Source organism: Roseobacter sp. YIN89, assembly GCF_057219365.1.
Genome location: NZ_JBXVVD010000001.1, coordinates 887232 through 910238 on the forward strand (window position 1 = coordinate 887232; position 23007 = coordinate 910238).

Annotated in this window: 27 protein-coding genes; 11 read left to right on the top strand and 16 right to left on the bottom strand. The window is 59.0% G+C overall.

Annotated elements, in window-relative coordinates; genetic code table 11:
- Both AC2D8V_RS04345 and AC2D8V_RS04350 read left to right on the top strand, forming a co-directional pair.
- A complete protein-coding gene (locus AC2D8V_RS04345; RefSeq protein WP_484732287.1) occupies window positions 1–792 on the top strand; it encodes an alpha/beta hydrolase in 792 nt (263 codons plus the stop codon).
- On the top strand, window positions 779–1921 hold the full coding sequence (locus tag AC2D8V_RS04350; protein WP_484732288.1) for an alpha-D-ribose 1-methylphosphonate 5-triphosphate diphosphatase: 1143 nt from the start codon (window positions 779–781) through the stop codon (window positions 1919–1921). The genes AC2D8V_RS04345 and AC2D8V_RS04350 overlap by 14 nt, the downstream gene beginning before the upstream one ends.
- Window positions 1922–1925: 4 nt before the next feature.
- Here AC2D8V_RS04350 and AC2D8V_RS04355 read toward each other — a convergent pair whose 3' ends face one another.
- The 3 genes from AC2D8V_RS04355 to AC2D8V_RS04365 all read right to left on the bottom strand — a co-directional run bounded on the left by AC2D8V_RS04355 (window position 1926) and on the right by AC2D8V_RS04365 (window position 3782).
- A complete protein-coding gene (locus AC2D8V_RS04355; protein WP_484732289.1) occupies window positions 1926–2993 on the bottom strand; it encodes a 5-(carboxyamino)imidazole ribonucleotide synthase in 1068 nt (355 codons plus the stop codon).
- Entirely contained in the window at window positions 2986–3474 is a 489-nt protein-coding gene (gene purE / locus AC2D8V_RS04360; protein WP_484732290.1) for a 5-(carboxyamino)imidazole ribonucleotide mutase, read from the bottom strand. Before purE ends, AC2D8V_RS04355 begins: the two co-directional genes overlap by 8 nt.
- A gap of 83 nt (window positions 3475–3557) precedes the next feature.
- A complete protein-coding gene (locus AC2D8V_RS04365) occupies window positions 3558–3782 on the bottom strand; it encodes a YdcH family protein (protein ID WP_484732291.1) in 225 nt (74 codons plus the stop codon).
- A 159-nt stretch (window positions 3783–3941) separates the two neighbouring features.
- Here AC2D8V_RS04365 and AC2D8V_RS04370 point away from each other — a divergent pair, with 159 nt between their 5' ends.
- Window positions 3942–4355, top strand: a complete 414-nt coding sequence (locus AC2D8V_RS04370; protein ID WP_484732292.1) for an Hsp20 family protein — start codon at window positions 3942–3944, stop codon at window positions 4353–4355.
- A 4-nt stretch (window positions 4356–4359) separates the two neighbouring features.
- Window positions 4360–4584: a DUF1150 family protein gene (locus AC2D8V_RS04375; protein ID WP_484732293.1), complete on the top strand. Its 225-nt coding sequence runs from the start codon at window positions 4360–4362 to the stop codon at window positions 4582–4584.
- A 73-nt stretch (window positions 4585–4657) separates the two neighbouring features.
- Here the strand turns inward: AC2D8V_RS04375 and AC2D8V_RS04380 are convergent, their stop codons facing one another.
- Together AC2D8V_RS04380 and trxB are read right to left on the bottom strand one after the other, a co-directional pair.
- Window positions 4658–5977, bottom strand: coding sequence for a cytochrome P450 (locus AC2D8V_RS04380; protein ID WP_484732294.1), 1320 nt, complete (start codon window positions 5975–5977; stop codon window positions 4658–4660).
- A 127-nt stretch (window positions 5978–6104) separates the two neighbouring features.
- Window positions 6105–7106: a thioredoxin-disulfide reductase gene (trxB, locus tag AC2D8V_RS04385; RefSeq protein WP_484732295.1), complete on the bottom strand. Its 1002-nt coding sequence runs from the start codon at window positions 7104–7106 to the stop codon at window positions 6105–6107.
- Window positions 7107–7306: 200 nt separating this feature from the next.
- On the opposite strand from trxB, the gene AC2D8V_RS04390 reads away from it, so the two are divergent.
- Window positions 7307–7810, top strand: a complete 504-nt coding sequence (locus tag AC2D8V_RS04390) for an Lrp/AsnC family transcriptional regulator (RefSeq protein WP_484732296.1) — start codon at window positions 7307–7309, stop codon at window positions 7808–7810.
- Window positions 7811–7830: 20 nt separating this feature from the next.
- Here the strand turns inward: AC2D8V_RS04390 and AC2D8V_RS04395 are convergent, their stop codons facing one another.
- The 5 genes from AC2D8V_RS04395 to lgt all read right to left on the bottom strand — a co-directional run bounded on the left by AC2D8V_RS04395 (window position 7831) and on the right by lgt (window position 12061).
- Window positions 7831–8613, bottom strand: coding sequence for a Hint domain-containing protein (locus AC2D8V_RS04395; RefSeq protein ID WP_484732297.1), 783 nt, complete (start codon window positions 8611–8613; stop codon window positions 7831–7833).
- Window positions 8614–8906: 293 nt separating this feature from the next.
- A complete protein-coding gene (locus tag AC2D8V_RS04400; protein WP_484732298.1) occupies window positions 8907–9047 on the bottom strand; it encodes a hypothetical protein in 141 nt (46 codons plus the stop codon).
- Between the two features lie 319 nt (window positions 9048–9366).
- Window positions 9367–10122, bottom strand: a complete 756-nt coding sequence (gene pgeF / locus AC2D8V_RS04405; protein WP_484732299.1) for a peptidoglycan editing factor PgeF — start codon at window positions 10120–10122, stop codon at window positions 9367–9369.
- On the bottom strand, window positions 10119–11177 hold the full coding sequence (locus AC2D8V_RS04410; RefSeq protein WP_484732300.1) for a class I SAM-dependent methyltransferase: 1059 nt from the start codon (window positions 11175–11177) through the stop codon (window positions 10119–10121). The genes pgeF and AC2D8V_RS04410 overlap by 4 nt, the downstream gene beginning before the upstream one ends.
- The gene (gene lgt, locus AC2D8V_RS04415; protein WP_484732301.1) at window positions 11177–12061 is read right to left on the bottom strand and encodes a prolipoprotein diacylglyceryl transferase; all 885 of its coding nucleotides are present in this window, start codon (window positions 12059–12061) and stop codon (window positions 11177–11179) included. Before lgt ends, AC2D8V_RS04410 begins: the two co-directional genes overlap by 1 nt.
- Before the next feature lie 93 nt (window positions 12062–12154).
- Between lgt and AC2D8V_RS04420 the strand changes: the two genes are divergently transcribed.
- The 5 genes from AC2D8V_RS04420 (at window position 12155) to AC2D8V_RS04440 (ending at window position 15368) form a co-directional block, all read left to right on the top strand.
- On the top strand, window positions 12155–12397 hold the full coding sequence (locus AC2D8V_RS04420) for an accessory factor UbiK family protein (RefSeq protein WP_484732302.1): 243 nt from the start codon (window positions 12155–12157) through the stop codon (window positions 12395–12397).
- Between the two features lie 338 nt (window positions 12398–12735).
- Window positions 12736–13236, top strand: a complete 501-nt coding sequence (locus tag AC2D8V_RS04425; RefSeq protein ID WP_484732303.1) for a type III secretion system chaperone family protein — start codon at window positions 12736–12738, stop codon at window positions 13234–13236.
- Between the two features lie 35 nt (window positions 13237–13271).
- The gene (gene proC, locus AC2D8V_RS04430; RefSeq protein WP_484732304.1) at window positions 13272–14087 is read left to right on the top strand and encodes a pyrroline-5-carboxylate reductase; all 816 of its coding nucleotides are present in this window, start codon (window positions 13272–13274) and stop codon (window positions 14085–14087) included.
- Window positions 14080–14418: a tRNA-binding protein gene (locus tag AC2D8V_RS04435; RefSeq protein ID WP_484732305.1), complete on the top strand. Its 339-nt coding sequence runs from the start codon at window positions 14080–14082 to the stop codon at window positions 14416–14418. The genes proC and AC2D8V_RS04435 overlap by 8 nt, the downstream gene beginning before the upstream one ends.
- 11 nt (window positions 14419–14429) lie before the next feature.
- A complete protein-coding gene (locus AC2D8V_RS04440) occupies window positions 14430–15368 on the top strand; it encodes a 2-hydroxyacid dehydrogenase (protein ID WP_484732655.1) in 939 nt (312 codons plus the stop codon).
- A gap of 2 nt (window positions 15369–15370) precedes the next feature.
- Here AC2D8V_RS04440 and AC2D8V_RS04445 read toward each other — a convergent pair whose 3' ends face one another.
- Together AC2D8V_RS04445 and AC2D8V_RS04450 are read right to left on the bottom strand one after the other, a co-directional pair.
- On the bottom strand, window positions 15371–15616 hold the full coding sequence (locus AC2D8V_RS04445; protein ID WP_484732306.1) for a hypothetical protein: 246 nt from the start codon (window positions 15614–15616) through the stop codon (window positions 15371–15373).
- Between the two features lie 48 nt (window positions 15617–15664).
- Window positions 15665–16258: a thymidine kinase gene (locus AC2D8V_RS04450; protein WP_484732307.1), complete on the bottom strand. Its 594-nt coding sequence runs from the start codon at window positions 16256–16258 to the stop codon at window positions 15665–15667.
- A 277-nt stretch (window positions 16259–16535) separates the two neighbouring features.
- Here AC2D8V_RS04450 and AC2D8V_RS04455 point away from each other — a divergent pair, with 277 nt between their 5' ends.
- Window positions 16536–17003, top strand: a complete 468-nt coding sequence (locus AC2D8V_RS04455; protein WP_484732308.1) for a hypothetical protein — start codon at window positions 16536–16538, stop codon at window positions 17001–17003.
- A 12-nt stretch (window positions 17004–17015) separates the two neighbouring features.
- On the opposite strand, the gene AC2D8V_RS04460 is transcribed toward AC2D8V_RS04455, so the two are convergent.
- From AC2D8V_RS04460 to carB, 4 genes are all read right to left on the bottom strand, one after another.
- Window positions 17016–18140 carry a beta-ketoacyl-ACP synthase III gene (locus AC2D8V_RS04460; protein WP_484732309.1) on the bottom strand — a complete coding sequence of 375 codons (1125 nt, stop codon included), beginning with the start codon at window positions 18138–18140 and terminating at the stop codon, window positions 17016–17018.
- Between the two features lie 97 nt (window positions 18141–18237).
- Window positions 18238–18540: a hypothetical protein gene (locus AC2D8V_RS04465; RefSeq protein WP_484732310.1), complete on the bottom strand. Its 303-nt coding sequence runs from the start codon at window positions 18538–18540 to the stop codon at window positions 18238–18240.
- Window positions 18541–18579: 39 nt separating this feature from the next.
- The gene (locus tag AC2D8V_RS04470) at window positions 18580–19539 is read right to left on the bottom strand and encodes a homocysteine S-methyltransferase family protein (RefSeq protein WP_484732311.1); all 960 of its coding nucleotides are present in this window, start codon (window positions 19537–19539) and stop codon (window positions 18580–18582) included.
- An 86-nt stretch (window positions 19540–19625) separates the two neighbouring features.
- The gene (gene carB / locus AC2D8V_RS04475; RefSeq protein WP_484732312.1) at window positions 19626–22970 is read right to left on the bottom strand and encodes a carbamoyl-phosphate synthase large subunit; all 3345 of its coding nucleotides are present in this window, start codon (window positions 22968–22970) and stop codon (window positions 19626–19628) included.
- Window positions 22971–23007 lie beyond the last annotated feature (37 nt).

Consider the following 23007-nt stretch of genomic DNA (forward strand, 5'->3'; position numbering starts at 1 on the left):
ATGAAAAGGGCTGTAATTGCATATGTGGTGACCTTCGGTCTGGCGCTGGTCGCTGCACCCGCGCAAGCCCGTTGCGTGATTTTGTTGCATGGGCTGGCACGGACGGAATTTTCGTTCGCTGTGATGGAGGCCGCGCTCAGCAATGAAGGCTATACGGTTGTCCGCCCCGGCTACCCTTCAACCGAAGCGCCCGTCGGCGAGTTGGTCCAGCGCACGCTGCCCGATGCGGTTCGCGACTGCGGTCCAAAGCGCAAAGTGGATTTCGTGACGCATTCGATGGGCGGTATTCTTTTGCGCAAATGGGCTGCGGATAACGGCGCGGACCGGATCGGTCGGGCGGTGATGCTTGGCCCGCCCAATCAGGGCAGCGAGATTGTCGATGCGCTGGACGACATTCAGGCATTTGACTGGATCAACGGACCAGCCGGCGCGCAGCTTGGCACCGGACAGGATGATCTGCCGCGCAGTTTGCCGCCGCTCAATTTTGAGGCGGGAATCATCGCAGGTGACCAGTCTCTCAACCCCTATTTTTCGTCTCTGCTGCCCGGAGCAGACGACGGCAAGGTTTCGGTGGCATCGACGCGCGTGGCTGGCATGGCCGATCACATCGTCCTGCCGGTGACACACACTTTCATGATGAATAATCCTCGCGTTATCAGTCAGGTTGTGACATTTCTCCGGGTCGGGCGGTTTGATCGTGATCTGACGTGGTTCGAAGCGGTGCTGGATCAGATCGGCTGCCCCGACGGAAGTTGCGTGCCGGGGATAGGAACGGAAATTGGTAAACCTTGATATTGTTGGCGCCGAGGTGCTGCACCCAGACGGGATGCGGCGCGAACCGTTGTCAGTTGCTGATGGCAGGATCACGCAGGAGCGTGCAGGCAGATCGGTTGATCTGACCGGCTTTATGGTTCTGCCCGGTATTGTCGACGTGCATGGTGACGGCCACGAGCGTCACATGGCCCCGCGTCGCGGTGCGATGAAACAGATGGACGAAGGTCTGGTCGCGACCGAGGCTGAGCTTGCAGCAAACGGTGTGACCACAGGAGTGATCGCACAGTTTGTAAGCTGGGAAGGCGGCGTGCGCGGCGAAGAGTACGCAGAGCAGGTCTTTTGCACCATTCGCGATACTGCGCCGTCGCTGGTCACAGATATTCGCGCGCAACTGCGTCTCGAAATGCATATGTTGCATCTCTATGAAGACGTGCCCGATATGATGACACGCTGGGGCATTGATTACATCGTTTTCAATGATCATCTGCCGCACGACAAGCTGTCCAAGGGCAAGCAGCCAGCGGGCCACATCACGCAGGCGTTGCGCGCCCGGCGCAGCCCCGAGGCGCATTATGCGCTGATGATGGAGCTTTACGAGCGCGCGGGCGAAGTCCCCGATGCCGTCGATAAACTCTGCGCGGTTCTGCGTCCCAGAGGTGTGCGCATCGGCAGCCACGACGATGCCACCAAGCAAGGCCGGGCAGACTGGCACGCGCGGGGCGCGCAGGTGGCCGAATTTCCTGAAACTATCGAAGCAGCCGAAGCAACGCGGGACGCTGGCGACCTGATCGTCTTGGGCTCGCCGAATGCGGTTCGGGGGGGGTCACACAAGCGAAACGTCAGTGCGGTCGACCTCATCTCAATGGGGCTGTGCGATGCACTGGCATCAGATTACCACTACCCCAGCCCGCGTCGCGCGGCGCTGATGCTCGCACAAAGCGGTGTTCTGCCGCTGCCGGAGGCTTGGGCGCTGATCTCTTCGGGGCCGGCCGCTGTGTTGGGTCTGACCGACCGTGGTACGCTGGCCCCCGGGCAACGCGCGGATATTGTCATCCTCGACAGCCAGACAAAAAGGGTTGCGGCAACCATGGTTGAAGGCACGTTTAGCTATGTGACCGGCGGCATGGCAGAGCGTTTGCTGGGCTGAGGTGTTAGCCGGTGATCCGGTTGACATGTCCCATTTTGCGCCCGGGCTTGGTTTCAGCCTTTCCATAAAGATGCAGCGCCGTGCGCGGCTCTTTCGCCAGATCTGCCACCCGCTCCACGTCGTGCCCAATCAGGTTTTCCATGGTGACATCGGCATAGCGCGTCCCATCCCCTAACGACCAGCCCGCGATGGCGCGTACATGCTGTTCAAACTGGTCGACACTACAGCCATTCTGTGTCCAGTGGCCTGAGTTATGCACACGCGGTGCGATCTCGTTCACGATCAGGCCTTCGCGGGTGACAAACAATTCGACCCCGAGCACACCAACGTAGTCGAGTGCATTGAGGATTCTGGCTGCGATCAGCACCGCGTCGGTACGCTGGCTCGCGCTCAGTCTGGCGGGTACGGTTGTGGTGTGCAGGATGCCGTCTCTGTGCACGTTCTCGCCGGGGTCAAAGCAGGCAACTTCACCGGTGCTTGAACGCGCGGCGATAACAGATACCTCGTGGCTGAATTCGACAAAACCTTCCAAAACAGCAGGGGCACCGTTCATGTCTGCCAGCGCCGCTTCTGCGTCTGCGGAGGTTGCCAAGCGCGCCTGTCCCTTGCCGTCATATCCAAACCGGCGGGTTTTGAGGATGGAGGGCGCACCGACCGCGTTGATCGCGGCCAAAAGCGATGCCGCGTCCGAAACCTCGGCAAACGGCGCAACCGTGAGACCAAGTTCGGAAAGGTAAGTTTTTTCAATCAGCCTGTCCTGACTGACACGTAGCGCTTCGCGTCCGGGTCTGATCGGGGCATGCGCCTCGATAACGTCCAACGCGCCGGTTGGGATGTTTTCGAATTCGTAGGTGACGACATCGACCGATTTGGCAAACCGCGTCAGTGCCGCGTCATCCTCGTAGGACGCCGTCGTAAGCTCTAAGGCGGTTTGTGCCGCAGGCGGGGCTTTGCCCGGCTCAAAGATATGGCAGGAGAACCCAAGGCGCGAGGCTGCGACAGACAACATACGACCAAGTTGCCCGCCACCAAGGATACCGATTTTTGCACCGGGCTGCAGGGTGTCAGTCATCGCTGGGGGCCTCGGGGATGGATGCGGAAAGCTCCGCGCGCCACTGGTCAAGCCGTGCAGCAAGGTCTGCATCCTGCAGCGCCAGAATTCCGGCAGCCATCAGGCCCGCGTTAGCGGCACCCGCTGCGCCGATTGCCATCGTCGCCACCGGATAGCCGCGCGGCATCTGAACAATGGAATACAGCGAATCAACTCCTGCCAGCGCCTTGGTCTGAACCGGTACACCGACGACCGGCACCCGCGTCTTGGATGCCATCATCCCAGGCAGATGCGCAGCCCCGCCCGCACCGGCAATAATGACCTGCAAGCCCCGTTCAGCCGCGGTTTTGCCGTATTCCCAAAGCCGGTCCGGCGTGCGGTGCGCCGATACAATGCGCTTTTCGTATGCAATCCCCAAGGTGTCGAGGATTTCGGCGGCCTCTGCCATGGTCGGCCAGTCTGACTGGCTGCCCATGATGATGCCAACGGCAGGAGTGGTCATAGATCGTACGGCCTTTTACCGGGGTGGGTCGGAGTGCGGCACTATAGACAAACCGCGCAGACGCGCAATCACCGGGCGGCGGGTCAGGCGATGATATCGGGGGTAAGACGGTCTTCTATGCGGGCAATCAGGTCTTTCAGGCGCAGTTTGCGCTTTTTGAGACGCTGCAACGTCAGCTGATCTGCCGTGCCTTTTTCGGTCAGCGCTGCAATAGCGTCATCCAGATCGCGGTGTTCGCGCCGAAAGACCTCCAGCTCGACCCGGAGCACTTCATCGGTTTTCATCGATAGATCGGTAGGAGCGTTCATGAACGGGTGATTCCATCGTTGATCATGGCGGTATCATAAGCCTTTGGCATCAAACGGCATAGCCCTTGCGAAACAGGGAAAGTCTCCCCATATTTCACACGTGGGCTGCCGTTACGGGGCCCGCGTTTGACTGTCGCTTGATCCATGAGGACGTGTCGCATGACAAAAATGACTCTGGGTTCTTATCCCCATATGCTGGGATTTGAACAGCTGGAAAGGTTGCTGGAACGCACGGCAAAATCCGGCAATGAAGGGTACCCGCCTTTCAACATCGAACAAACTTCAGATTTTTCGTACCGCATCACGCTGGCCGTCGCCGGCTTTGCTGAAAGTGATCTGTCAATCACCGTCGAAGACCGACAGTTGGTTATTCGCGGGCGGCAGAAAGATGACAGCGAGGGTAGGGTGTTCTTGCACCGCGGTATCGCCGCGCGCCAGTTCCAACGCAGCTTTGTGCTGGCCGACGGCGTGGATGTGGGCGAAGCGATAATGGAAAACGGCTTGCTGCACGTCGATCTTACTCGTGAAAAGCCTCAATCCGTTGTCCAAACCATCAACATCAAGAAAGGATAAGACAATGCAAAACCCATTTGACGCAGCCCCGGCCAGCGATCGCATCGTCTATGTCAAAGCCGTTGATGTGACCGACCTGCCGGACGAAGTGCAGACGCAGGTTGACGGGTTGGAGCAGCTTTACGCCGTTCACGACAGTGACGGGCAGCAACTTGCTCTCGTTGCCGACCGGAAACTCGCGTTTCATCTGGCCTGCGAAAATGACTACGCCCCGGTGCCGGTACATTAAAACGCTGTCGAACAGACCGAAACCGTGAAGGCCGCAGATTTCTGCGGCCTTTTTTTGCGATTGCTGAGCAGTTTTATGCAGCGCGCAGCACCACGGGCAGACCGCCTTTGGGTTTCGGGATGGGCATGCGCTGCCATGTCGGGGCCCCGCCGGGCAGCAAAACGCGACGGTCGCGCAGCAGTGTCGCGATAAAAAGCTTTACCTGCATCGTGGCGAAATGCATCCCGATACATTTGTGCGCCCCGCCGCCAAACGGCGTCCACGCAAATCGGTGCACCCGGTCCTCGGCGCGCTCGGGCGAAAACCGGTCAGGGTCGAATTTGTTTGGGTTGGTGTAAAGATCAGGAGACAGCATCGTCGGGCCGGGGTTCAGCGAGATCGATGTGCCTGCCGGAATGTCATAGCCTTTCCAGTGAAAATCGCGCGTGGCAAGCCGCGGGATGAACGGCACGGGGGGCACCAGCCGCAACGCTTCCCGAAACACTTTGTCGGTTTCTGTCATGCGGGCCAGTTTTTCCTCATCCAATGGCCCTTCGCCAAGGCTGGCAACTTCGCTCACCAAACGCTTTTGCCAAGCCGGATGCTGCCCGAGAGCCGCCATCATAACTGTCAGGGACGTCGCGGTCGTGTCATGCGCCGCCATGATTAACAGGTTGAATTGATTTACGATTTCATCCTCGCTCCAGCTTTGGCCGTTATCGTCGGTCGCAAGGCACATCTGCGAAAAGAAATCATCACCGCCGGTCGCGCGTCGCGCAGGGATCAACGCGCGGAACGTGTCGCGCAGAAAGTCTCGCCCGCGCACGCCATACCACATCGGCGTAAAAGGGATCGTTTGCCGGATCGGCGTAACCGACGCGCGGATCTCGTCTGTGATCGCACGATTGATCTGTTGCGCGAGCGCCCCGTCCAGCGGCAGCCCCATGAACACCGCACCGCCCACGCGCAAGGTGAGATGTTTGATCGCTTCGTAAAAGCAGAAAGGTTCATTGGCTGGCCACTGGTGCAACATCCGGCGCATCGTCTCTTCCATGCGCACGCGGTAGTCTCGAATGGCCGAGGCGCGAAACGCGGCCATCATGATCCGGCGGTTTTGCCGGTGATGGTCAAAGTCCTGCAGGATAAGCCCGCCGGGATAGATCTTTTGCAGCGCGTCCCAGCCCCCTTCCGACGAAAATATCTTGTCCTTGTCGAGCAGCACATATTCCAGCGCATCAACACCGCACATGTTGACCCGCCAGACGCCGAGCATTTTGACTTTGTACGTGTCGCCAAAGCGGCGCATATAGTCCGCTTGCGTGCCGTAACTGTCGCGTGCAACGGCAAGTGTGTGGCCGATCAGCGGCGGGGTCGGTGGGCCGGGGATGTGTGACAGGGCAGCGCGCGTCGGCATGGTTCACCTCGTGGACAAACTCGGATCATGAATTGGTGATCCGGGTTATCCCCGAGGTTGGTCAGCGGTCGCTTAATCCACCGTACGCACGCAACACCCCGTAAAACGCGGGGTGAGCAGCGCAGGGCTATTCTGCCGCGCTTTCCGCGACCTCTGCGCCGTAGCCCAAGGGCAGCGAAGTGTCTTCACCCTCATTCTCCGCCAGAAACCTTTCTGCTTCGAGAGCTGCCATACAGCCCATGCCGGCAGAGGTGACTGCCTGTCTGTATTTGTGATCCGTCAGATCGCCTGCGGCAAACACGCCGGGAATAGAGGTCTCGGTACTGTCAGGCTTGGTTACGACGTAGCCGCCCATATGCGTCTCAAGCACATCTTTGACCAGTTCATTGGCGGGCGCATGGCCGATGGCCACAAAGACGCCCTTGGCGGGGATTTCCGTGATCTCGCCGGTCTTTGTGTGCTTGACCCTGACCGCTTCGACGCCCAGTGGGTTTTCGGTGCCGACAACCTCCTCCAGCGTATGGAACCACAGCGGCTCGATCTTGGGATTCTTCATCAACCGGTCGATCAGAATCTTCTCCGCGCGAAGCTCGTCGCGGCGATGTACCAGTGTCACTTTCGATGCAAAATTCGTCAGGAACAGTGCCTCTTCAACCGCAGTATTGCCGCCGCCCACGACAACGATTTCTTGTCCGCGATAGAAAAATCCATCGCAAGTTGCGCAGGCAGACACGCCGAACCCTTTGAATTTCTCTTCCGACGGCAGCCCAAGCCACTTGGCGCGGGCACCGGTGGCCAGAATGACAGCATCTGCGATGTAAGTTGTGCCACTGTCACCTGTTGCTTTGAAAGGTCGGGTGCTGAGATCAAGATCGGTAATGATGTCCCCGATAATTTCTGTGCCCATGGCCTTGGCATGTGCCTCCATGCGGACCATCAAATCCGGTCCCTGCACCTCTGTGTCGCCGGGCCAGTTTTCCACCTCGGTTGTGGTTGTCAGCTGTCCGCCCGGTTCGATCCCCTGCACGAGAATGGGTTCAAGCATGGCGCGGCTCGCGTAGACGCCGGCGGTATAGCCCGCAGGCCCGGAGCCGATGATTAGAACGCGCGTGTGTCGAGTGTCGCTCATGGAGTTCCCCAATTCAGTCAAAGCAGCGTGTTCGGTATATAAGCCCTGCAGCGCAGCTTAAACCCCCTCTTCTTATGGTCTGTGCGCAAATCTGCCATGTCACCAAGCACAGGATGGGAAAGAAAATTGCGCTCTGGTGAAATATTATTGCGCACGCTACCGGTAGTGGTATAACAACCGCAAAAGACTGGGGGGGGAACATGGCGTCGACGCGGTTAGATCCTATTGATCGAAAAATATTGGCAGAGCTTCAGGCCGACGGTCGAATGACCAATGTCGAATTGGCCAAACGCGTGGGCATTTCTGCGCCACCATGTTTGCGGCGTGTACGCACGCTGGAAGAAGCGGGTTACATCAAGGGCTACCATGCAGATGTCAACGCGCGCGAGCTTGGATTTGAGGTGCAGGTGTTTGCGATGGTAGGTCTGGCCAGTCAGGCAGAATCCGACCTTGCCGCCTTTGAAGAACGCTGCGTTGCGTGGCCGCTCGTCCGCGAATGCCACATGCTCAACGGCGAGGTTGATTTCATCCTGAAATGTGCAGCACCCGATTTGTCGAGCTTTCAGCGGTTTCTCACTGGCGAGTTGCTGACCACGCCCAATGTGGAAAGCGTCAAGACGTCGCTTGTGATCCGGGGTGCAAAGGATGAACCGGGCGTACCCTTTGATGTGCTGGAAAAGCGGCTTGAAGGCGCCAGCGCCTGAGGCTCTGGCGCTGTCATTGCTCAGGCCATTTTTTTCGCATCTTCAATTCCGGGGGCGCGCGGTGTGCACAGCACGCCAAAATCGCTGATCCGGTGGATATGCGGAAATACCGACATGAATACCGACCGCAAGGTGTGTGACAGCATCTGCAAGGGCTGCGCGCCGGGGTGATAGCTTTCTACTTCGAGACCACCTGCCAGCAACAATGCATGGTTCTGCAGCGCGACATGGAACAGACGGATCGGTGTGGGCGGCGTAACCTCGATGACGTTTACCCCGTCAACAAACTGTGCCGCAGGCGTAGTTACCTTTTTGTCGCCGAGGTCGGACCGCATTGCCGCTGGAGTCTGTAAAACACGCGCTGCAGACCCGACACTCACAAAAGACTGCGGGCGGTTGACACCGAAACTGTCTGCCATGATGCGCGTCACTTTCATGCGCTCGCCGGGATCTGACGCAGAAAACGTGGCCGATCCGATCCATGTGACTGTTTCCTGACCACCGTCTGCGGTCGTCAACTGGTCACCGGGGCGCAGGTCTTCAACCGCGATATACCCCTGCGGGGCCTGAAAAACGGTGCCCTGTGCAAATGCTCCAAAGGCTTGGTCAAAATGCGGAGTGGTAGGGATTTTGCGTTGTCCAATCACGGTGCTGCCATCGGGCAGCATCGCGGCAATATCGGCAATGCGGACGCCAAATGCCGGTCTGACGGACGGTTGGATCAGGGTATCTCCGACCACAGATTTGGCCGAGGAAGACGACTGGCGGGCATTCAAACTGGAAAAAGATTGTGTAAGGCTCATGCGGTACTCTTTAAAAATACGTCGCATTCCGTGCCGGCCCCACCGACGAACACGGAAAGGACAAAGGGTTGCTCTTTCGTGTCTGGATACGCACAAGTTCACAGCCCAACGCGTAATTTGTCAAAAATTGAGATCAATTAACGCAACAGCGGCACATAATCGAAAATGAGGCAGCGCTTTGTTTCGCCTCAAACCGCCTTCCCGTCACATTTGCGTAACGAAAACGCCCCGCCAGGCGATTCGCTGGCGGGGCGGTTATTGTCGTGAAGCTTTGCGCCTTTGGAGGGGCCTTATCACGCGTATTTGCGCTTCACACTTGCCTGCTGTGCGCGCTTTGCGATGAACGCTGCGCGCTTTTTGCCTCGTGTCCATGGCATTTCCACAGATGTCTGCTCTGCTGTGGCGATCACGGATTTGATAAAGCGTTTGTTCATTGTCGTTCTCTTCTGGTTCTGCTGCTCGTTAAGACTGCGTGGGCGTTTGCCTCTCGTTGAGCATCAAATTGTCAGATCAATCGGGCGGGTTTGGGGCGAGATGGATAAAAAATGCGAAAAGCAAAATTTTTCTTTGCTGCAATTTTGAACGAATTGCCCAAATCAGCGGGTTCGCGCTGCTGCCCTTCATTTTATGGGTTTTGTGCCTAACCTATGCGCGAACTTCGCACCAATAAGCGTGAAAAAGGCGGATTGTTCACGTGAAATGGGGCGGCGCGGGGGCGCATTGCGCCTCGATTGCGCCTTATTTGGCCGATTTTCACACGCGGATCGCGGCGATCAAGCGGCCATAATCAGCCTCTTTTGCGTGCGTACTGCGGCGATAGCTGTAAAATCTCTCGGGGTCACGGTAGGTGCAGTGCCGTGTCCACTCGGCAGAGCCGATCCCTGCTTTGCGTAACCTGTGCAGCCCGAAGGCAGGCAAATCGAATTGCATGCGGTCGTCCTGACCATTGGCGAAAAAACGCGCATAGGCTGGGTCTTCGGCCATGAAGACATCGAAAAATTCCGGCCCGACTTCGTAGGCCGCCTGCGATATGCTCGGGCCAATCACAGCGGTGATCTGTTCGCGCTCTGCACCGAGTTCGACCATGGCGTCCACCGTTGCTTCGAGCACGCCATCAAGTGCGCCGCGCCATCCCGCATGCGCTGCACCGACAACTCCGGCCTCGGGAGCGGCAAACAATACAGGCTGGCAGTCTGCCGTCAGCACCGATATCGCCAGCCCCGGTGTCCGGGTCACGATTGCATCTGCCTCGGGGCGGGGGTCTTGCGGCGCCTCCGCGACAAACACACGGGCTGAATGCACCTGATGCACGCCTGTCAGCTGTGATGCCTTAACGCCCATGGCATCGGCAACGCGGGCGCGGTTGATCGCGACCACTTCTTTCTGGTCGCTGCTGCCATGCCCGCAGTTCAGACCGGCAAAAACACCGGAAGAGGCCCCGCCCTTGCGCGTGAAAAAGCCGTGCGTGACAGGCGAGAGACTGTCTGCGGTCAGAATTTCCAGCGTCATACTTCCAATCCCGGCGGTGGCGCTTTGCCTTTGGGAAAAAGGCCGAGCACTTTGAACAGGTTTCCCATTTGCGCGGGGTGCGTCAAGCGCCGATGTGCGCTGACGAGTGCCTCCAGCGCGTCGCCGCTGCGCGAAGTGGCAAGCTTTTGCGCACGTTGCGTGATTCCGAGCCGTTCCAGAAAGACACCCTGCGGCGTGAGCCGGGTGTACGTGCAAGGCGCAGCTGTCGCGATCGCTTCGAAATCGACATGCGCGGTCAGATCGGCCGTGCCGGGACCGTCGAGAGGGTCGACAGGTTCGTGGGCGCGCAGGGCTTGCAACGTGTCTCCCAGACTGCGCCAGTCGCCGTAATCCACGATCAGGGCTGCGCCCCCCCGGGTTTCGATGCGGTGTCCTAACGCCTCGGCAATCGGGGCTGCCGATGCCGCAACTTCGACCAGATCGCCCTCGGTCGTATCCGCGAGGCGCTGTGCCAGCGCGGGTTGCGGGGTTTCTGCGCCCAAACCAAAGGAAAGCGCCCCGTTATCCAGCCCGACTTGCCGTTCGCGCCAACCGGCTGCGGTGCGCAAAAATTGCCGGATTGGCAGCGCGTCGAAAAACTCGTTTGCGGTTGCGAACACAGGGCCGTCAGGCAAATGATCCACCGTTTCGATCCAACGGGCCGGTGTTTTGCCCAGTGTCGCGGCTTGCACGTCACGCAGATGTGCGGACGTCTCGACCAGCACGATGTCCGCTGCCGCGTGAAAACCGGGCACCTGCGCGGTTGCGCGCAGCATATCGGCCATCATCGTGCCGCGCCCGGGGCCGAGATCGGCAAATGTAAAACGGGCCGGCTGGCCCTGATCCACCCAAGCCTGTGCAAGGCAGAGGCCCAGCAGTTCGCCAAACATCTGCGAAATCTCGGGCGCCGTTGTGAAATCTCCTGCCGTGCCGAACGGGTCGCGCGTCGCGTAGTAGCCGTGAACGGGATGCATCAGGCACTCGGCCATATACTCTGCGACACTGATAGGCCCGGTCTGCGCAATCCGCTGGGCAAGCAGCTCGCTAAGTGACATCAGCGGCGCACCCGCGCCTGCAGGATCAGGATGATCCCGGTCAGGATCATTGGCAGTGACAGAATCTGCCCCATGGTCAACCCGTAGCCGCCCACGTGCCATGCCAGTCCCAACGGGTTGTCCGCCGTGATGAATTGCGCATCCGGTTGGCGATAGAACTCGACGAAAAAGCGCGACAGGCCGTATCCGGCAAAGAAGGTGCCGGCCACGGTTCCGGGTCGTTTGAGCGCGCCGGATCGCCAGACCAGCCAGATCAGCACCGCGCCCAGCAACAGCCCTTCCAGCCCGGCCTCGTAGAGTTGTGACGGATGGCGGGCGCAGATTCCGTCGATGCCCGGACAGTCCTGTGCGGCCTGCGTGGGAAAGGCGACCCCCCATGGCACGTCCGTGGGTCTGCCCCACAGTTCGGCATTTATGAAATTGGCAATGCGGCCCAGCAGCAAACCAGGCGGCACACCGAGAGCCATGAGGTCTGCCGCGCTGAGCCGTGCGATCTGGTGCCGCCACGTAAAAACAAGCGCCGCGACGATCACGCCGATCAAGCCGCCGTGAAAGGACATGCCGCCCTGCCAGATCGCCAGTATTTCGCCCGGGTTGGCGAGGTAATAGCCCGGCTGGTAGAACGCCACATAGCCGAGCCGCCCGCCAAGGATCACGCCCAGAATGATCCACGTCAGTAAGTCTTCAATCTGGCGCGGTGCCATCACAGGCTGGTCATCGGGCCAGAGGTCTGCGCGTTTGGCCGCACGCAGGGCCAACCGCCAACCCAGCACGATCCCGACGATATAGGCCAGCGCATACCAGCGCAGTGCCAGTTCCACACCAAAAAGGGTGACAGAGAAGATCTCGGGCGAGATATCGGGAAAGGGCAGGCGTGCTTGCATGCCGCATCCTTGCCCTTGGCGCCTGGGGGAAGTCAACCTTGCACAGACCCGTTCCGAGGCCCATATAAAGGTCAAGCAAGGTGGAGAGCCCAAATGCAGACTCGTAACAAGATTTTCGATGATATTTCCCAGTTGATGACAAATGCCATGGGGGTCGCGCAGGGTGCGCGCGACGAAGCCGAGACGGCGATGAAAGGCATGATGGATCGCTGGCTTGCCGACCGCGATTTCGTCACACGCGAAGAATTCGACGCGGTCCGGGCTATGGCGCAAAAGGCGCGTGAAGAAAACGAGGCGCTCAAAGCGCGTCTCGACGCGCTGGAAGCCAAAGACTGATCCAGCGGCGGCGCTGACGCGCCATTACATTATTTGATTTGGCACCCCGCGGATCTGTTTTGCGCGGGGGCGCCGTTTCGGTCGCACCGGCGAACAAGTCGTTAACGCGTCCGGTTCCCTGCGAGAGCCTGTTAAGCTTTGCCTGCAAATTGCGCTCTGCAGACGCTATATCCACAACTTATTGTGTGTCACCTCAAGAATAGGGGTTGCCAGATAGTGTTTCACACCGCACCATATCTAGTACGGGCACGGGGGATCGCCCCGGTCTGTAGAGCAGGCACCTAGGATTGGGGCCCGTTACGGCCTCAATCGCTAGAGCGATATAAAGAGGTGACACCATGGCCTTGTCCGAGCAATATCTCGAAGACGACATCCACCCCATCGACATAGTAGAACATCTGGCAGCCCATCATGATTGGGATTTCGACCGCATTTCAGATGAGCAGATTGCGATGGCCGTAGAGGGACAGTGGCGCACCTACTCGCTCACACTGGCTTGGTCCGCCTATGACGAGACACTCCGCATGGTGTGCACTTTCGAGATGGAACCGCCCGAAGAGAAGATGTCTGATCTCTATGCGTTGCTGAACCAGGTCAATGACCAATGCTGGGCCGGTTCTTTCACCTTCTGGGAAGAGCAAAAGCTGATGGTCTATCGTTACGGCCTCGTGCTCGCGGGGGGGCATGTGGCAAGCGCCGAACAGATCGACACGATGATCGGCGCGGCTGTCATGAGTGCAGAACGCTACTATCCCGCGATGCAACTGCTGATCTGGGGCAATCAATCGCCCGCGCAGGCGCTTCAGGTCGCCATTGCAGAGGCGTACGGACGCGCGTAAACCTCTCCCCCGATGCTATGTGAACGGGGGAGATCATGGAAAACAGCAGATGCGCAGCCCGGGGCCTTGTGTTGCTGGGCTGCGGCAAAATGGGAACGGCCATGCTGCAGGGCTGGCTGGCGCAGGGTCTGCCCCACTCCTCGGTGTGGGTGATTGATCCGCACCCTTCGGACTGGCTCAGAGAGTCCGGCGTCCACCTGAATGTAGACCTGCCAGCGCACCCCGCCGTGGTGCTGGTCGCCGTAAAGCCCCAGATGATGGCCGAAGCGCTGCCGACCCTAAAAGCGATGGGAAGTGGGGATACGGTTTTCGTCAGCGTCGCAGCGGGCGTCACGATAGCCTATTTCGAAGACATCCTCGGGCCCGCCACGCCGATCGTGAGGGCAATGCCCAATACACCTGCGGCGATCTCTCAGGGCGTGACGGCCATTACTGGCAATGCGCAGGCGGGCACCGCAGCTTTGACCGAAGCCGAAGATCTGCTGCGCGCAGTAGGTGACGTCGTCCGCGTCGAGCAAGAAGCCCTGATTGATGCGGTGACCGGCGTCAGCGGTTCCGGCCCTGCCTATGTGTTCCACCTGATCGAAACGATGGCATCTGCGGGTGAGGCAGAAGGCTTGCCACCGGAAATCGCGATGCAACTCGCCAAGGCCACAGTGGCGGGGGCAGGTGCGCTTGCCATGGCCGCGGCAGAAAGCCCCGCGCAGTTGCGCGTGAATGTCACCTCACCGAACGGGACAACGCAGGCCGCCCTTGAAGTACTGATGGACGAAAAGGACGGGTTCCCCGCATTGGTAGCCCGCGCGGTCAAAGCCGCAACAGACAGATCACGGGAGCTTGCCAATGGCTGAAATCACATTCGACGACTTCATGAAAGTGGACATCAGAGCCGGTCGCGTCATCCGCGCCGAGCCTTTCCCCGAAGCGCGCAAACCTGCCATCAAAATGTGGATCGATTTCGGGCCGCAAATTGGCGAACGCAAGTTGTCGGCCCAGGTCACGGCGCATTACACACCCGAGGCCCTTGTCGGCAAAACCGTGATGGGGGTGGTCAATTTCCCGCCGCGCCAAATCGGTCCCTTCATGTCAGAGGCATTGGTGCTGGGGATTCCGGACGCCGATGGCGAGGTGGTTTTGTTGACACCCGATCTTGAGGTGCCAGTGGGAGGGCGGATGTATTGACCCGCATATTTATGAGCCGCCCACTGCCGCAAAAGGTTCAGGCGGCGGCCCGGGCTGAATTTGATCTCACCGTTCGGCAGGACACTGGCCCGCTGAGCCGTGAGGAAATGTGCGCCGCACTTTCGGATTATGACGGGGTGGTGCCGACACTGGGCGACATCTTTTCTGCCGAGATATTCGCGCAAGTGCCCGCGCCGCGCTGCAAGGTGTTGGCCAACTTCGGTGTGGGCTACAACCACATTGATGTCTCGGCAGCGACGGCTGCGGGTATCGCTGTCAGCAACACACCGGGCGCTGTGACCGACGCGACGGCTGATATCGCCTTGTGCCTGATGCTGATGACCGCGCGGCGCGTAGGTGAGGGGGAAAGGCTGTTGCGCGCGGGCGCTTGGGAAGGCTGGCACCCGACACAACTTCTCGGGCTGCATCTGGGGGGCAAAACCGTTGGCATCGTCGGCATGGGGCGGATCGGACAGGCCATTGCACGACGGTGCCACTTCGGGTTTGGCATGAAGATCGCCTATCACAGCCGCTCTGCCAAATCGCTGGATTTTCCCGCCACCCGCGCCGACAATCTGGCGTCACTGGCCGCTCAGGTGGATGTGCTGGTCATCGCAGTACCGGGCGGGGAAGAGACCCACCATCTGATCAACGGGGATGTTTTGTCTGCCATGCAGCGGCATGCGCATCTGGTCAATATCGCGCGCGGCAACGTCGTTGAGGAAAAGGCGTTGATCGCGGCTTTGACCACGGGGCAAATCGCGGGGGCGGGGCTTGATGTTTATGAATTCGAACCCGAAGTGCCACAGGCGTTGCAAGACATGGAAAACGTGACGCTCTTGCCGCACCTTGGTACAGCGGCGCTCGAAGTGCGCGAAGAAATGGGTCTGATGAGTGTTGCGAACCTGCAGGCATTTTTTGCCGGAAAGCCTTTACCCAACGCTGTCTGAGGTCAGACCTCTGGGGCGTTCGCGTCGGGCAGCGCCTTTGGCCGCGGCTTTTTTTCCCAGTTCGGATCCTGTGATTTAATCCGGCGCGAAATCTGATAAGCCACCGGCCAAGCCACCAGCACCGACACAATGGCTGCTAGGATGATAACGGGCAGGGCGGGGTAGCCCATGGCAAAGCCCGGTACAACTATGAGCCCGGCAGCAACGGCACCGGTCATAATGGTCAGAAGTATGCTGAGACGATCCATGTTTGTGCTCCTTTCGATCCTGTCGAAAGAGCAACGCGCAGGGCGGCGTCAGGTTCCGGTCGCACTGTCGCCAACCGCTTCGCGCCAGTGCCGCCGGCATAGCGATACATAGGTTTCATTGCCGCCAATCTGAATCTGCGCGCCGTCGCGCAGCACTTCGCCATTTTCATTTTTTCGAATGACCATGGTCGCCTTTTTACCGCAATGGCAGATTGTCCGCACTTCTCTCATTTCGTCTGCCAGCGCCAAAAGCGTGGCCGACCCGGGAAAGAGCTTGCCGCGAAAATCGACACGCAGCCCAAAGCACATGATCGGGACGGCCAGATCGTCAACCGCGCGGGCCAGCTGCCAGACTTGGTCGTCACTGAGAAAATGCGCCTCATCGACAAAAATGCAGTCAACGCGCCCCGCGTCCAGACGCGCGGCAATTTTGGCAAAAAGGTCCTGTTCGGGCGTAAAGGTGTCCGCAGGTTGCGAGATGCCAATCCGCGATCCGATCCTGCCCGATCCTGCCCGGTCGTCGAATGCGGCAGTGAGCAGATACGGCGTCATACCACGCTCTTCGTAATTGTGAGCGGCCGCCAGCAAAACAGTGGATTTACCGGCATTCATCGTAGAGTAGTGAAAGTATAACTTGGCCATGGCGCTTGATAAGTCAGCCGTAATCCGGCTGCAAGTCGCACCAAAAGGTGGGCCTGCGCGCAGCTGCCAGCCAATGCCAGCCTACCGCCCCCAAAACGGCAGAGCACGTTCAGGCCCCTACCCAAAACCGGCGTTGGGCGCGCCGGCTACTCATCATCCCCCGAACAGTTGGGAGTCTTTTTATAAATGACATTTCCCAAACATCTGATTAATGGGTAAAAATGAAATATATTCCCCGTGAAAAGCATTGTGGCGGGGATCGCAGGAGGTTCCCGTAATGTCGGTGATTGGCAGATATCTCAAAAAGCACACAGAGGCGCTGGTCAAGGACGTGGGCATCGAACAAGCCTGCGAGATCTCGGGTAAATCCAAGGCGACCTTGGGTCGATACTACTCTGACCACGAAGAGCATTCCGATCGCTTTATGCCGGTCGAAACCGTCGCCCTGCTGGAAAAGGCGTCAAGCTACCCGCATGTGACCGGCGCATTGGCGGAACTGGCGGGCAGTTCGTTGCAATACGATGAACGGCGGCCAAACGCGGATCGTCCCGGCGGTGTGAATGCCGATGTCATCGCGCTGAGCCAGCGTTTTGCCATGTTGATGGGGGAATATCAGCAGTCGATGGAAGATGGCAAAATCACGGTAAACGAGGCGAAACGCCTGCTGAAAGAGACCACGCTTTTGCAGCAGGTGCTGATCGACATGAAACTGCACCTTGAAAATGATCACGGTGCCGTCAGCTAGGGCGCTTTGGCCTCACGCGGTCTTGCGCAGCAGCACAGATCCAACCGAATAGCCCGCCCCGAAAGAACAAATCAGCCCTGTGTCGCCGTTTGCCAGATCGTCGGAATATTTCGAAAAAGCAATGATCGATCCCGCCGACGAAGTATTTGCATAGTCTTGCAGAATGTTTGGCTGCTCTCCGGATTCGGGCGTACGTCCCAGAACCTTGCGACCGATGAAGTCGTTCATCGTTTTGTTTGCCTGATGCAGCCACAGACGCTTGAGATCGCCTGCCGATACACCTTCATCAGCCATATGCGCGCTGATGTGTTCTGACACCATCGGCAGTACTTCCTTGAACACCTTGCGCCCGTTTTGCATGAACTGCATGTCGCGGCGGTCCACCATCCCTGCCGGACGAGACCGGCGCAGGTAGCCATTGTTGTTGCGGATGTTGTTCGAAAATTCGGTAGCGCAGCGGGTCGATACGATATCGAACCGTGTGCCGGCCGCGTCTTCGGCCCGTTCGATCAGCGTGGCCGTAGCCACATCGCCAAAGATGAAATGGCAGTCCCGGTCGCGCCATTCCAGATGCGCGGAACAGATTTCAGGGTTGATGACCAGCGCTTTGCGCACGCTGCCGGAGCGGACCATATCCGCTGCCGCCTGAATGCCAAAGGTCGCAGACGAGCAGGCCACGTTCATGTCAAAGGCGAAACCGCCCGCGCCGAGCAGCTTTTGGATCTCGACCGCGATTGCGGGATAGGCACGCTCCATGTTTGAAGCGGCGCAGATAACAAGATCGATGTCTGACGCATCGCGCCCGGCCTGCGCCAGCGCCTTTTGTGCGGCATCCACGCCCATTTCCGCCATCAAGGATGGCTCGTCGTCGACGCGTTGACGCAACAGCGGGTGCATCACCTCCGGGTCCAACACACCGGTCTTGTCGATCACAAACCGCTGTTCAATGCCCGACGCCTTGAGGATGAAGTCTTCGGATGAGTACTCTTTGGCCTCTACATCACCTGCGGCGATAGCATCCGCGTTGCGCGCATTGAACAAATCCACATAAGCGTTGAATGCGGTGACCAATTCGGCGTTGGTGATGATGTTCTCCGGCGTGAATACGCCAGTTCCGGTAATCGCGGGTGTGTGCATGAGGCCCTCCCAAATCTGCGCCGTTGTGCCTGCATATATGCCCTTGGGTCAAGAAAGTGCAGGGAAGGTGACGCAGCGTCTATTGGGCCTAGGGTGCCTAGATTCCGCTGGGAATGCTGTAGAGGACGTATCCGTCCTTGCGCGCGACCTCAATTGCCCCTGTGTCTGTGACAAACACACCCAAATTCTCCATGTTCTCCGGACAGCCCACCAGATCAGCCGTGTGGTCGAGGTAGTCGATGGTATCAGCAGATTCTCCAAGACGGCGGCACATGTCGCCCTCTGCGCGGTAGCCGTCGCCGAAAAACGGCAAGTCGGTAGGGGGCAGCGGTGCAGGCGCTGGCTCTGGCGTACACGCAGCCAGCCCTAAGGCGCTCAGGCTCATCAAAAAAAATCGCATCACATTATCCTTTTCTTTACGCAATGAACTGACACAGGGTCATTCGGCAGCCAACGGCTGGCGGACATCACGAACCTGCCGCGTGATTTCATTTATATGCCGCCCGTCCGTCCCACAGCAACCACCCCACACGTTGATATGGTCAAACCGTCGCGCGATATCGGCCATTTGTCCGCCAAGCTCTTGCGGGTCACCGTCTTCGAGATGCCCCAGTTTACACAAATCAAGTGTCTCCATGGCAACCGCATTGGGCATGATCCCACCCAGCCTTTTGGACCAGTCCCCAGACGTAAGCCCTTTTTCAAATTCGGTCGGATGGGTGCAGTTGATCATGTAATAAGCCGGTGCGCTGTCGGTGGCCGCATCTACGCGCGCGATGGCATCTGCCAGAGTTTCGCCGGTTTTGAGCTTGCCACCTTTCGCCACAAAGAAAGAGATGACCACAGGCATCTCGGCAGCTTTGGCAGCGCGCGACAGGCCAATCGCCTCTTCGACACTGGAAAAGGTCAAGGCCGAAACCAGATCCGCGCCAGCTTTCTTGAAGGTAAGAATTTGCTCTGAATGGTAATCCTCCGCTTCCGCCTCGTCCGGGGTCCGCCCGACATTATAGGCGTCGCCGCGTGGACCGATCACACCGCCCACCAGCATTGGCGTCTGCGCGCTTTCGTATTCCCGCGCGAAATCACGGTAAAGCTCTATGCCGCGCAGGTTGATTTCTTCCAATGCCTCGCGTGAATAGCCGATAAGCTCACCCCAATCACGACTGGCGCGGTAGTGCAAACCCTCGTTGATGACGCCAAACCCGTTGGCGACCGCACCCTCGACGATCTTGCGATGGAAATCCCGGACGCATGCCTCCCCGCGTTTGTCATCGATGAGTTCGAACGCGCAGAAATGGCGCAACTCAAACCCGTCGACATATTGCAGCCATGTCTCGAACCCGCCGCCGCAGGTCATAAGACGCCCGTTCAATTGCGGTAATTTTTCTTGCTGTCCCAAGTGACCCCGCCTTGTATCGAAACCTCTTGCGACGACGGTATCACATCAAGGCGAGAAAATCACCGGGCACGCGAGGTGCGCATGGGTCATCCCTGCAGGGATTTGACCCCGACATCCCCATCTGCCTGAGCGCGGATCGCGAGCGCGGCGGCGTAGCTGCCGGCTGCAGTCGTGAAATAGGGGATTTTGTCGTAAAGCGCGATGGAGCGAATGGATTTACTATCTTCGACCGCCTGAGTCCCTTCGGTCGAATTCATCACCAGATGAATGCGTCCGTCTTTCATCATGTCCGTGACGTCAGGGCGCCCCTCATAGACCTTATTGACCGTATCGCAGGCGAGATCATGTTCATTCAGCCACTTTGCCGTGCCACGGGTCGCCACAAGGTCAAAGCCCTGATCAAGCAGTATGCGCGCGGCAGACAGCATGTCATCAGTCTTGTCGGCGTCCTTGATCGAGATGAAAGCGCAGCCCGAGGTGGGCAGCGGGTTACCCGCCCCCATCTGTGCCTTGAGAAAGGCGCGGGGGAAGTCGCGGTCCCAGCCCATGACTTCGCCGGTCGAGCGCATCTCGGGTCCGAGAATCGTGTCGACGCCGGGGAAGCGTGCAAAAGGAAGAACAGCTTCTTTGACCGAGAACCAAGGCATATTCGGGTTTGCCAGCGTCATCGGGTCACCAAGTGGCAGTACATCGTCGTAGGCTGCGGTTTCGTCGTAGGGCGCGCGCTGCGGGAAGGTTGAGAGCGTTTCACCTGCCATGATACGCGCGGCGATTGACGCGATGGCGCTGTCGGTGGCCTTGGCCACAAATGGCACGGTGCGGGAGGCGCGCGGGTTAACCTCAATCAGAAAGATTTCGCCGTCTTTGACCGCGAACTGGATGTTCATCAACCCCACGACATTCAGCGCGCGTGCCAGCGCGTGGGTCTGTTTTTCCACCTCCGCGATCACCTCTGCAGCAAGTGAATAGGGCGGCAGAGAGCAGGCGCTGTCGCCGGAGTGGACCCCCGCCTCTTCGATGTGTTGCATGATGCCGGCCACATGCACGTCCGTCCCGTCGCACAGCGCATCGACGTCCAGTTCGACCGCACCAGCGAGGTAGCTGTCGAGCAGCACCGGACTGTCACCCGAGACGACGACCGCGTCCGAGATATAGCGCTCCAGACTGGCCTGATCGCGCACGATTTCCATCGCGCGCCCGCCCAACACATATGAGGGGCGGATCACCAGCGGAAAGCCTATGTCAGCCGCAATATCCAACGCTTCGGCATCGGAATGCGCGATCCCGTTCTTGGGCTGTTTCAAGCCGAGGTCCTGCACCAGTTTCTGGAAACGTTCGCGGTCTTCGGCCAGATCGATCGCATCCGGCGTGGTACCGAGGATCGGAATACCGGCATCGCTTAGCGCATTGGCCAGCTTTAGCGGGGTCTGCCCGCCAAATTGCACAATCACGCCGTGCAGCGTGCCGTTTTCCAGCTCGACACGCAGAATTTCCATCACGTGCTCAAAGGTCAGCGGCTCAAAGTACAGACGGTCCGACGTGTCATAGTCGGTTGACACCGTCTCTGGGTTACAGTTGACCATAATGGTCTCATAGCCCGCGTCCGTCAGCGCATAGCATGCGTGACAGCAGCAATAGTCAAATTCGATGCCCTGACCGATCCGGTTTGGCCCGCCGCCCAGAATGACGACCTTTTTCCGGTCTGTCGGGCGCGCCTCGCACTCTACCTCGTCAAACACGGGTGTTTCATAGGTCGAGTACATGTAGGGGGTCTGCGCTTCGAATTCGGCCGCACAGGTGTCAATGCGCTTGAACACAGCAGTGACGCCGGCATCAATACGCGCCTGCCGCACGGCTGTCTCGGGCTGGTCGGTCAGCTTGGCGAGGCGCGCATCGGTAAAGCCCATCATCTTGAGCTGGCGCAGCGCCGCGGCATCCGTTGGCAGCCCGGCAGATTCCAGCTCTTGTTCGGCGTCAATGATCTCGCGGATACGCGCTAGAAACCACGGATCGAACTTGGTAATGGCGTGAATCTCATCATCCTCAAGGCCTTCCCGCATGGCCTGTGCAATCACGCGCAACCGGTCCGGTGTCTGCTGGCTCAGCGCCTTGACGATGGCGGCATGGCCGGAGGCCGGATCACCGGCACCGGGGATGTCGATCTCGTCAAATCCGGTCAGCCCCTGTTCCATCGATGCCAACGCTTTTTGCATCGACTCGTGGATTGTCCGCCCGATCGACATGGCCTCGCCCACCGACTTCATCGCCGTGGTCAGGTCAGGAGTGGAGCCGGGGAATTTTTCAAAGGCAAACTTCGGGATTTTGGTGACGACATAGTCGATGGTCGGTTCAAAGCTCGCGGGCGTGACCTTGGTAATGTCGTTGTCAAGCTCGTCCAGCGTGTACCCCACGGCCAGTTTCGCTGCGATCTTCGCGATCGGGAACCCAGTCGCCTTGGAGGCAAGCGCAGAAGAGCGCGACACGCGCGGGTTCATCTCGATAACCACCATGCGACCGTCTTCAGGGTTCACCGCCCATTGCACGTTCGACCCGCCGGTCTCCACACCGATCTCGCGCAGCACGGCGATCGAGTGGTTGCGCATGATCTGGTACTCTTTGTCGGTGAGTGTCAGGGCAGGGGCCACAGTGATGCTGTCGCCGGTATGCACGCCCATCGGATCGACGTTTTCGATAGAGCAGACGATGATGGCGTTGTCGGCAGTGTCGCGCACCACCTCCATCTCGTATTCCTTCCAGCCCAACAGGCTTTCGTCGACGAGGATTTGGCCAACGGGAGAGGCATCCATGCCGGACCGGCAGATCGCCTCGTAGTCATCACGGTTGTAGGCCACGCCGCCGCCTGTACCGCCCATGGTAAAGGCAGGGCGGATAATCGCCGGCAGACCGACCTCTTCAAGGGTGTCCAGCGCCAGTTGCACACCCGCGGCAAGGTCTTTCTTGCCGGATGCATCTTTCGGGGCGGTTACGATTGCCGCGCGCGGGTTTTCAATGCCCAGACGGTCCATCGCTTCGCGGAACAGCTTGCGGTCTTCCGCCATCTCGATGGCTTCGCGCTTGGCACCGATCATTTCGACGTTGAACCTGTCGAGCACACCCATCTCTTCGAGCGCCAGCGAGGTGTTCAGACCTGTTTGCCCACCCATCGTCGGCAGCAATGCATCGGGGCGTTCCTTTTCAATGATCTTGGCGACCATCTCGGGTGTGATCGGCTCGATATAGGTGGCGTCGGCAAGGCCGGGGTCGGTCATGATGGTGGCTGGGTTCGAGTTCACCAGAATGACCCGGTAACCTTCTTCCTTCAGCGCCTTGCAGGCTTGCGCGCCCGAGTAGTCGAACTCGCAGGCCTGTCCAATAACAATGGGGCCTGCACCGATGATCATGATCGAGTTGATGTCGGTTCTTTTTGGCATAGCCCGGCCCCCTGTTTTTTGAACGCCCCCGTGCATC

Bases quoted from the DNA above. Each gene is read 5' to 3' on its own strand.
- AC2D8V_RS04345 (WP_484732287.1), top strand. From the start codon at position 1: ATGAAAAGGGCTGTAATTGCATATGTGGTGACCTTCGGTCTGGCGCTG.
- AC2D8V_RS04355 (WP_484732289.1), bottom strand. From the start codon at position 2,993: ATGACTGACACCCTGCAGCCCGGTGCAAAAATCGGTATCCTTGGTGGC.
- purE (WP_484732290.1), bottom strand. From the start codon at position 3,474: ATGACCACTCCTGCCGTTGGCATCATCATGGGCAGCCAGTCAGACTGG.
- AC2D8V_RS04365 (WP_484732291.1), bottom strand. From the start codon at position 3,782: ATGAACGCTCCTACCGATCTATCGATGAAAACCGATGAAGTGCTCCGG.
- AC2D8V_RS04370 (WP_484732292.1), top strand. From the start codon at position 3,942: ATGACAAAAATGACTCTGGGTTCTTATCCCCATATGCTGGGATTTGAA.
- AC2D8V_RS04375 (WP_484732293.1), top strand. From the start codon at position 4,360: ATGCAAAACCCATTTGACGCAGCCCCGGCCAGCGATCGCATCGTCTAT.
- AC2D8V_RS04380 (WP_484732294.1), bottom strand. From the start codon at position 5,977: ATGCCGACGCGCGCTGCCCTGTCACACATCCCCGGCCCACCGACCCCG.
- trxB (WP_484732295.1), bottom strand. From the start codon at position 7,106: ATGAGCGACACTCGACACACGCGCGTTCTAATCATCGGCTCCGGGCCT.
- AC2D8V_RS04390 (WP_484732296.1), top strand. From the start codon at position 7,307: ATGGCGTCGACGCGGTTAGATCCTATTGATCGAAAAATATTGGCAGAG.
- AC2D8V_RS04395 (WP_484732297.1), bottom strand. From the start codon at position 8,613: ATGAGCCTTACACAATCTTTTTCCAGTTTGAATGCCCGCCAGTCGTCT.
- AC2D8V_RS04400 (WP_484732298.1), bottom strand. From the start codon at position 9,047: ATGAACAAACGCTTTATCAAATCCGTGATCGCCACAGCAGAGCAGACA.
- pgeF (WP_484732299.1), bottom strand. From the start codon at position 10,122: ATGACGCTGGAAATTCTGACCGCAGACAGTCTCTCGCCTGTCACGCAC.
- AC2D8V_RS04410 (WP_484732300.1), bottom strand. From the start codon at position 11,177: ATGTCACTTAGCGAGCTGCTTGCCCAGCGGATTGCGCAGACCGGGCCT.
- lgt (WP_484732301.1), bottom strand. From the start codon at position 12,061: ATGCAAGCACGCCTGCCCTTTCCCGATATCTCGCCCGAGATCTTCTCT.
- AC2D8V_RS04420 (WP_484732302.1), top strand. From the start codon at position 12,155: ATGCAGACTCGTAACAAGATTTTCGATGATATTTCCCAGTTGATGACA.
- AC2D8V_RS04425 (WP_484732303.1), top strand. From the start codon at position 12,736: ATGGCCTTGTCCGAGCAATATCTCGAAGACGACATCCACCCCATCGAC.
- proC (WP_484732304.1), top strand. From the start codon at position 13,272: ATGGAAAACAGCAGATGCGCAGCCCGGGGCCTTGTGTTGCTGGGCTGC.
- AC2D8V_RS04435 (WP_484732305.1), top strand. From the start codon at position 14,080: ATGGCTGAAATCACATTCGACGACTTCATGAAAGTGGACATCAGAGCC.
- AC2D8V_RS04440 (WP_484732655.1), top strand. From the start codon at position 14,430: ATGAGCCGCCCACTGCCGCAAAAGGTTCAGGCGGCGGCCCGGGCTGAA.
- AC2D8V_RS04445 (WP_484732306.1), bottom strand. From the start codon at position 15,616: ATGGATCGTCTCAGCATACTTCTGACCATTATGACCGGTGCCGTTGCT.
- AC2D8V_RS04450 (WP_484732307.1), bottom strand. From the start codon at position 16,258: ATGGCCAAGTTATACTTTCACTACTCTACGATGAATGCCGGTAAATCC.
- AC2D8V_RS04455 (WP_484732308.1), top strand. From the start codon at position 16,536: ATGTCGGTGATTGGCAGATATCTCAAAAAGCACACAGAGGCGCTGGTC.
- AC2D8V_RS04460 (WP_484732309.1), bottom strand. From the start codon at position 18,140: ATGCACACACCCGCGATTACCGGAACTGGCGTATTCACGCCGGAGAAC.
- AC2D8V_RS04465 (WP_484732310.1), bottom strand. From the start codon at position 18,540: ATGCGATTTTTTTTGATGAGCCTGAGCGCCTTAGGGCTGGCTGCGTGT.
- carB (WP_484732312.1), bottom strand. From the start codon at position 22,970: ATGCCAAAAAGAACCGACATCAACTCGATCATGATCATCGGTGCAGGC.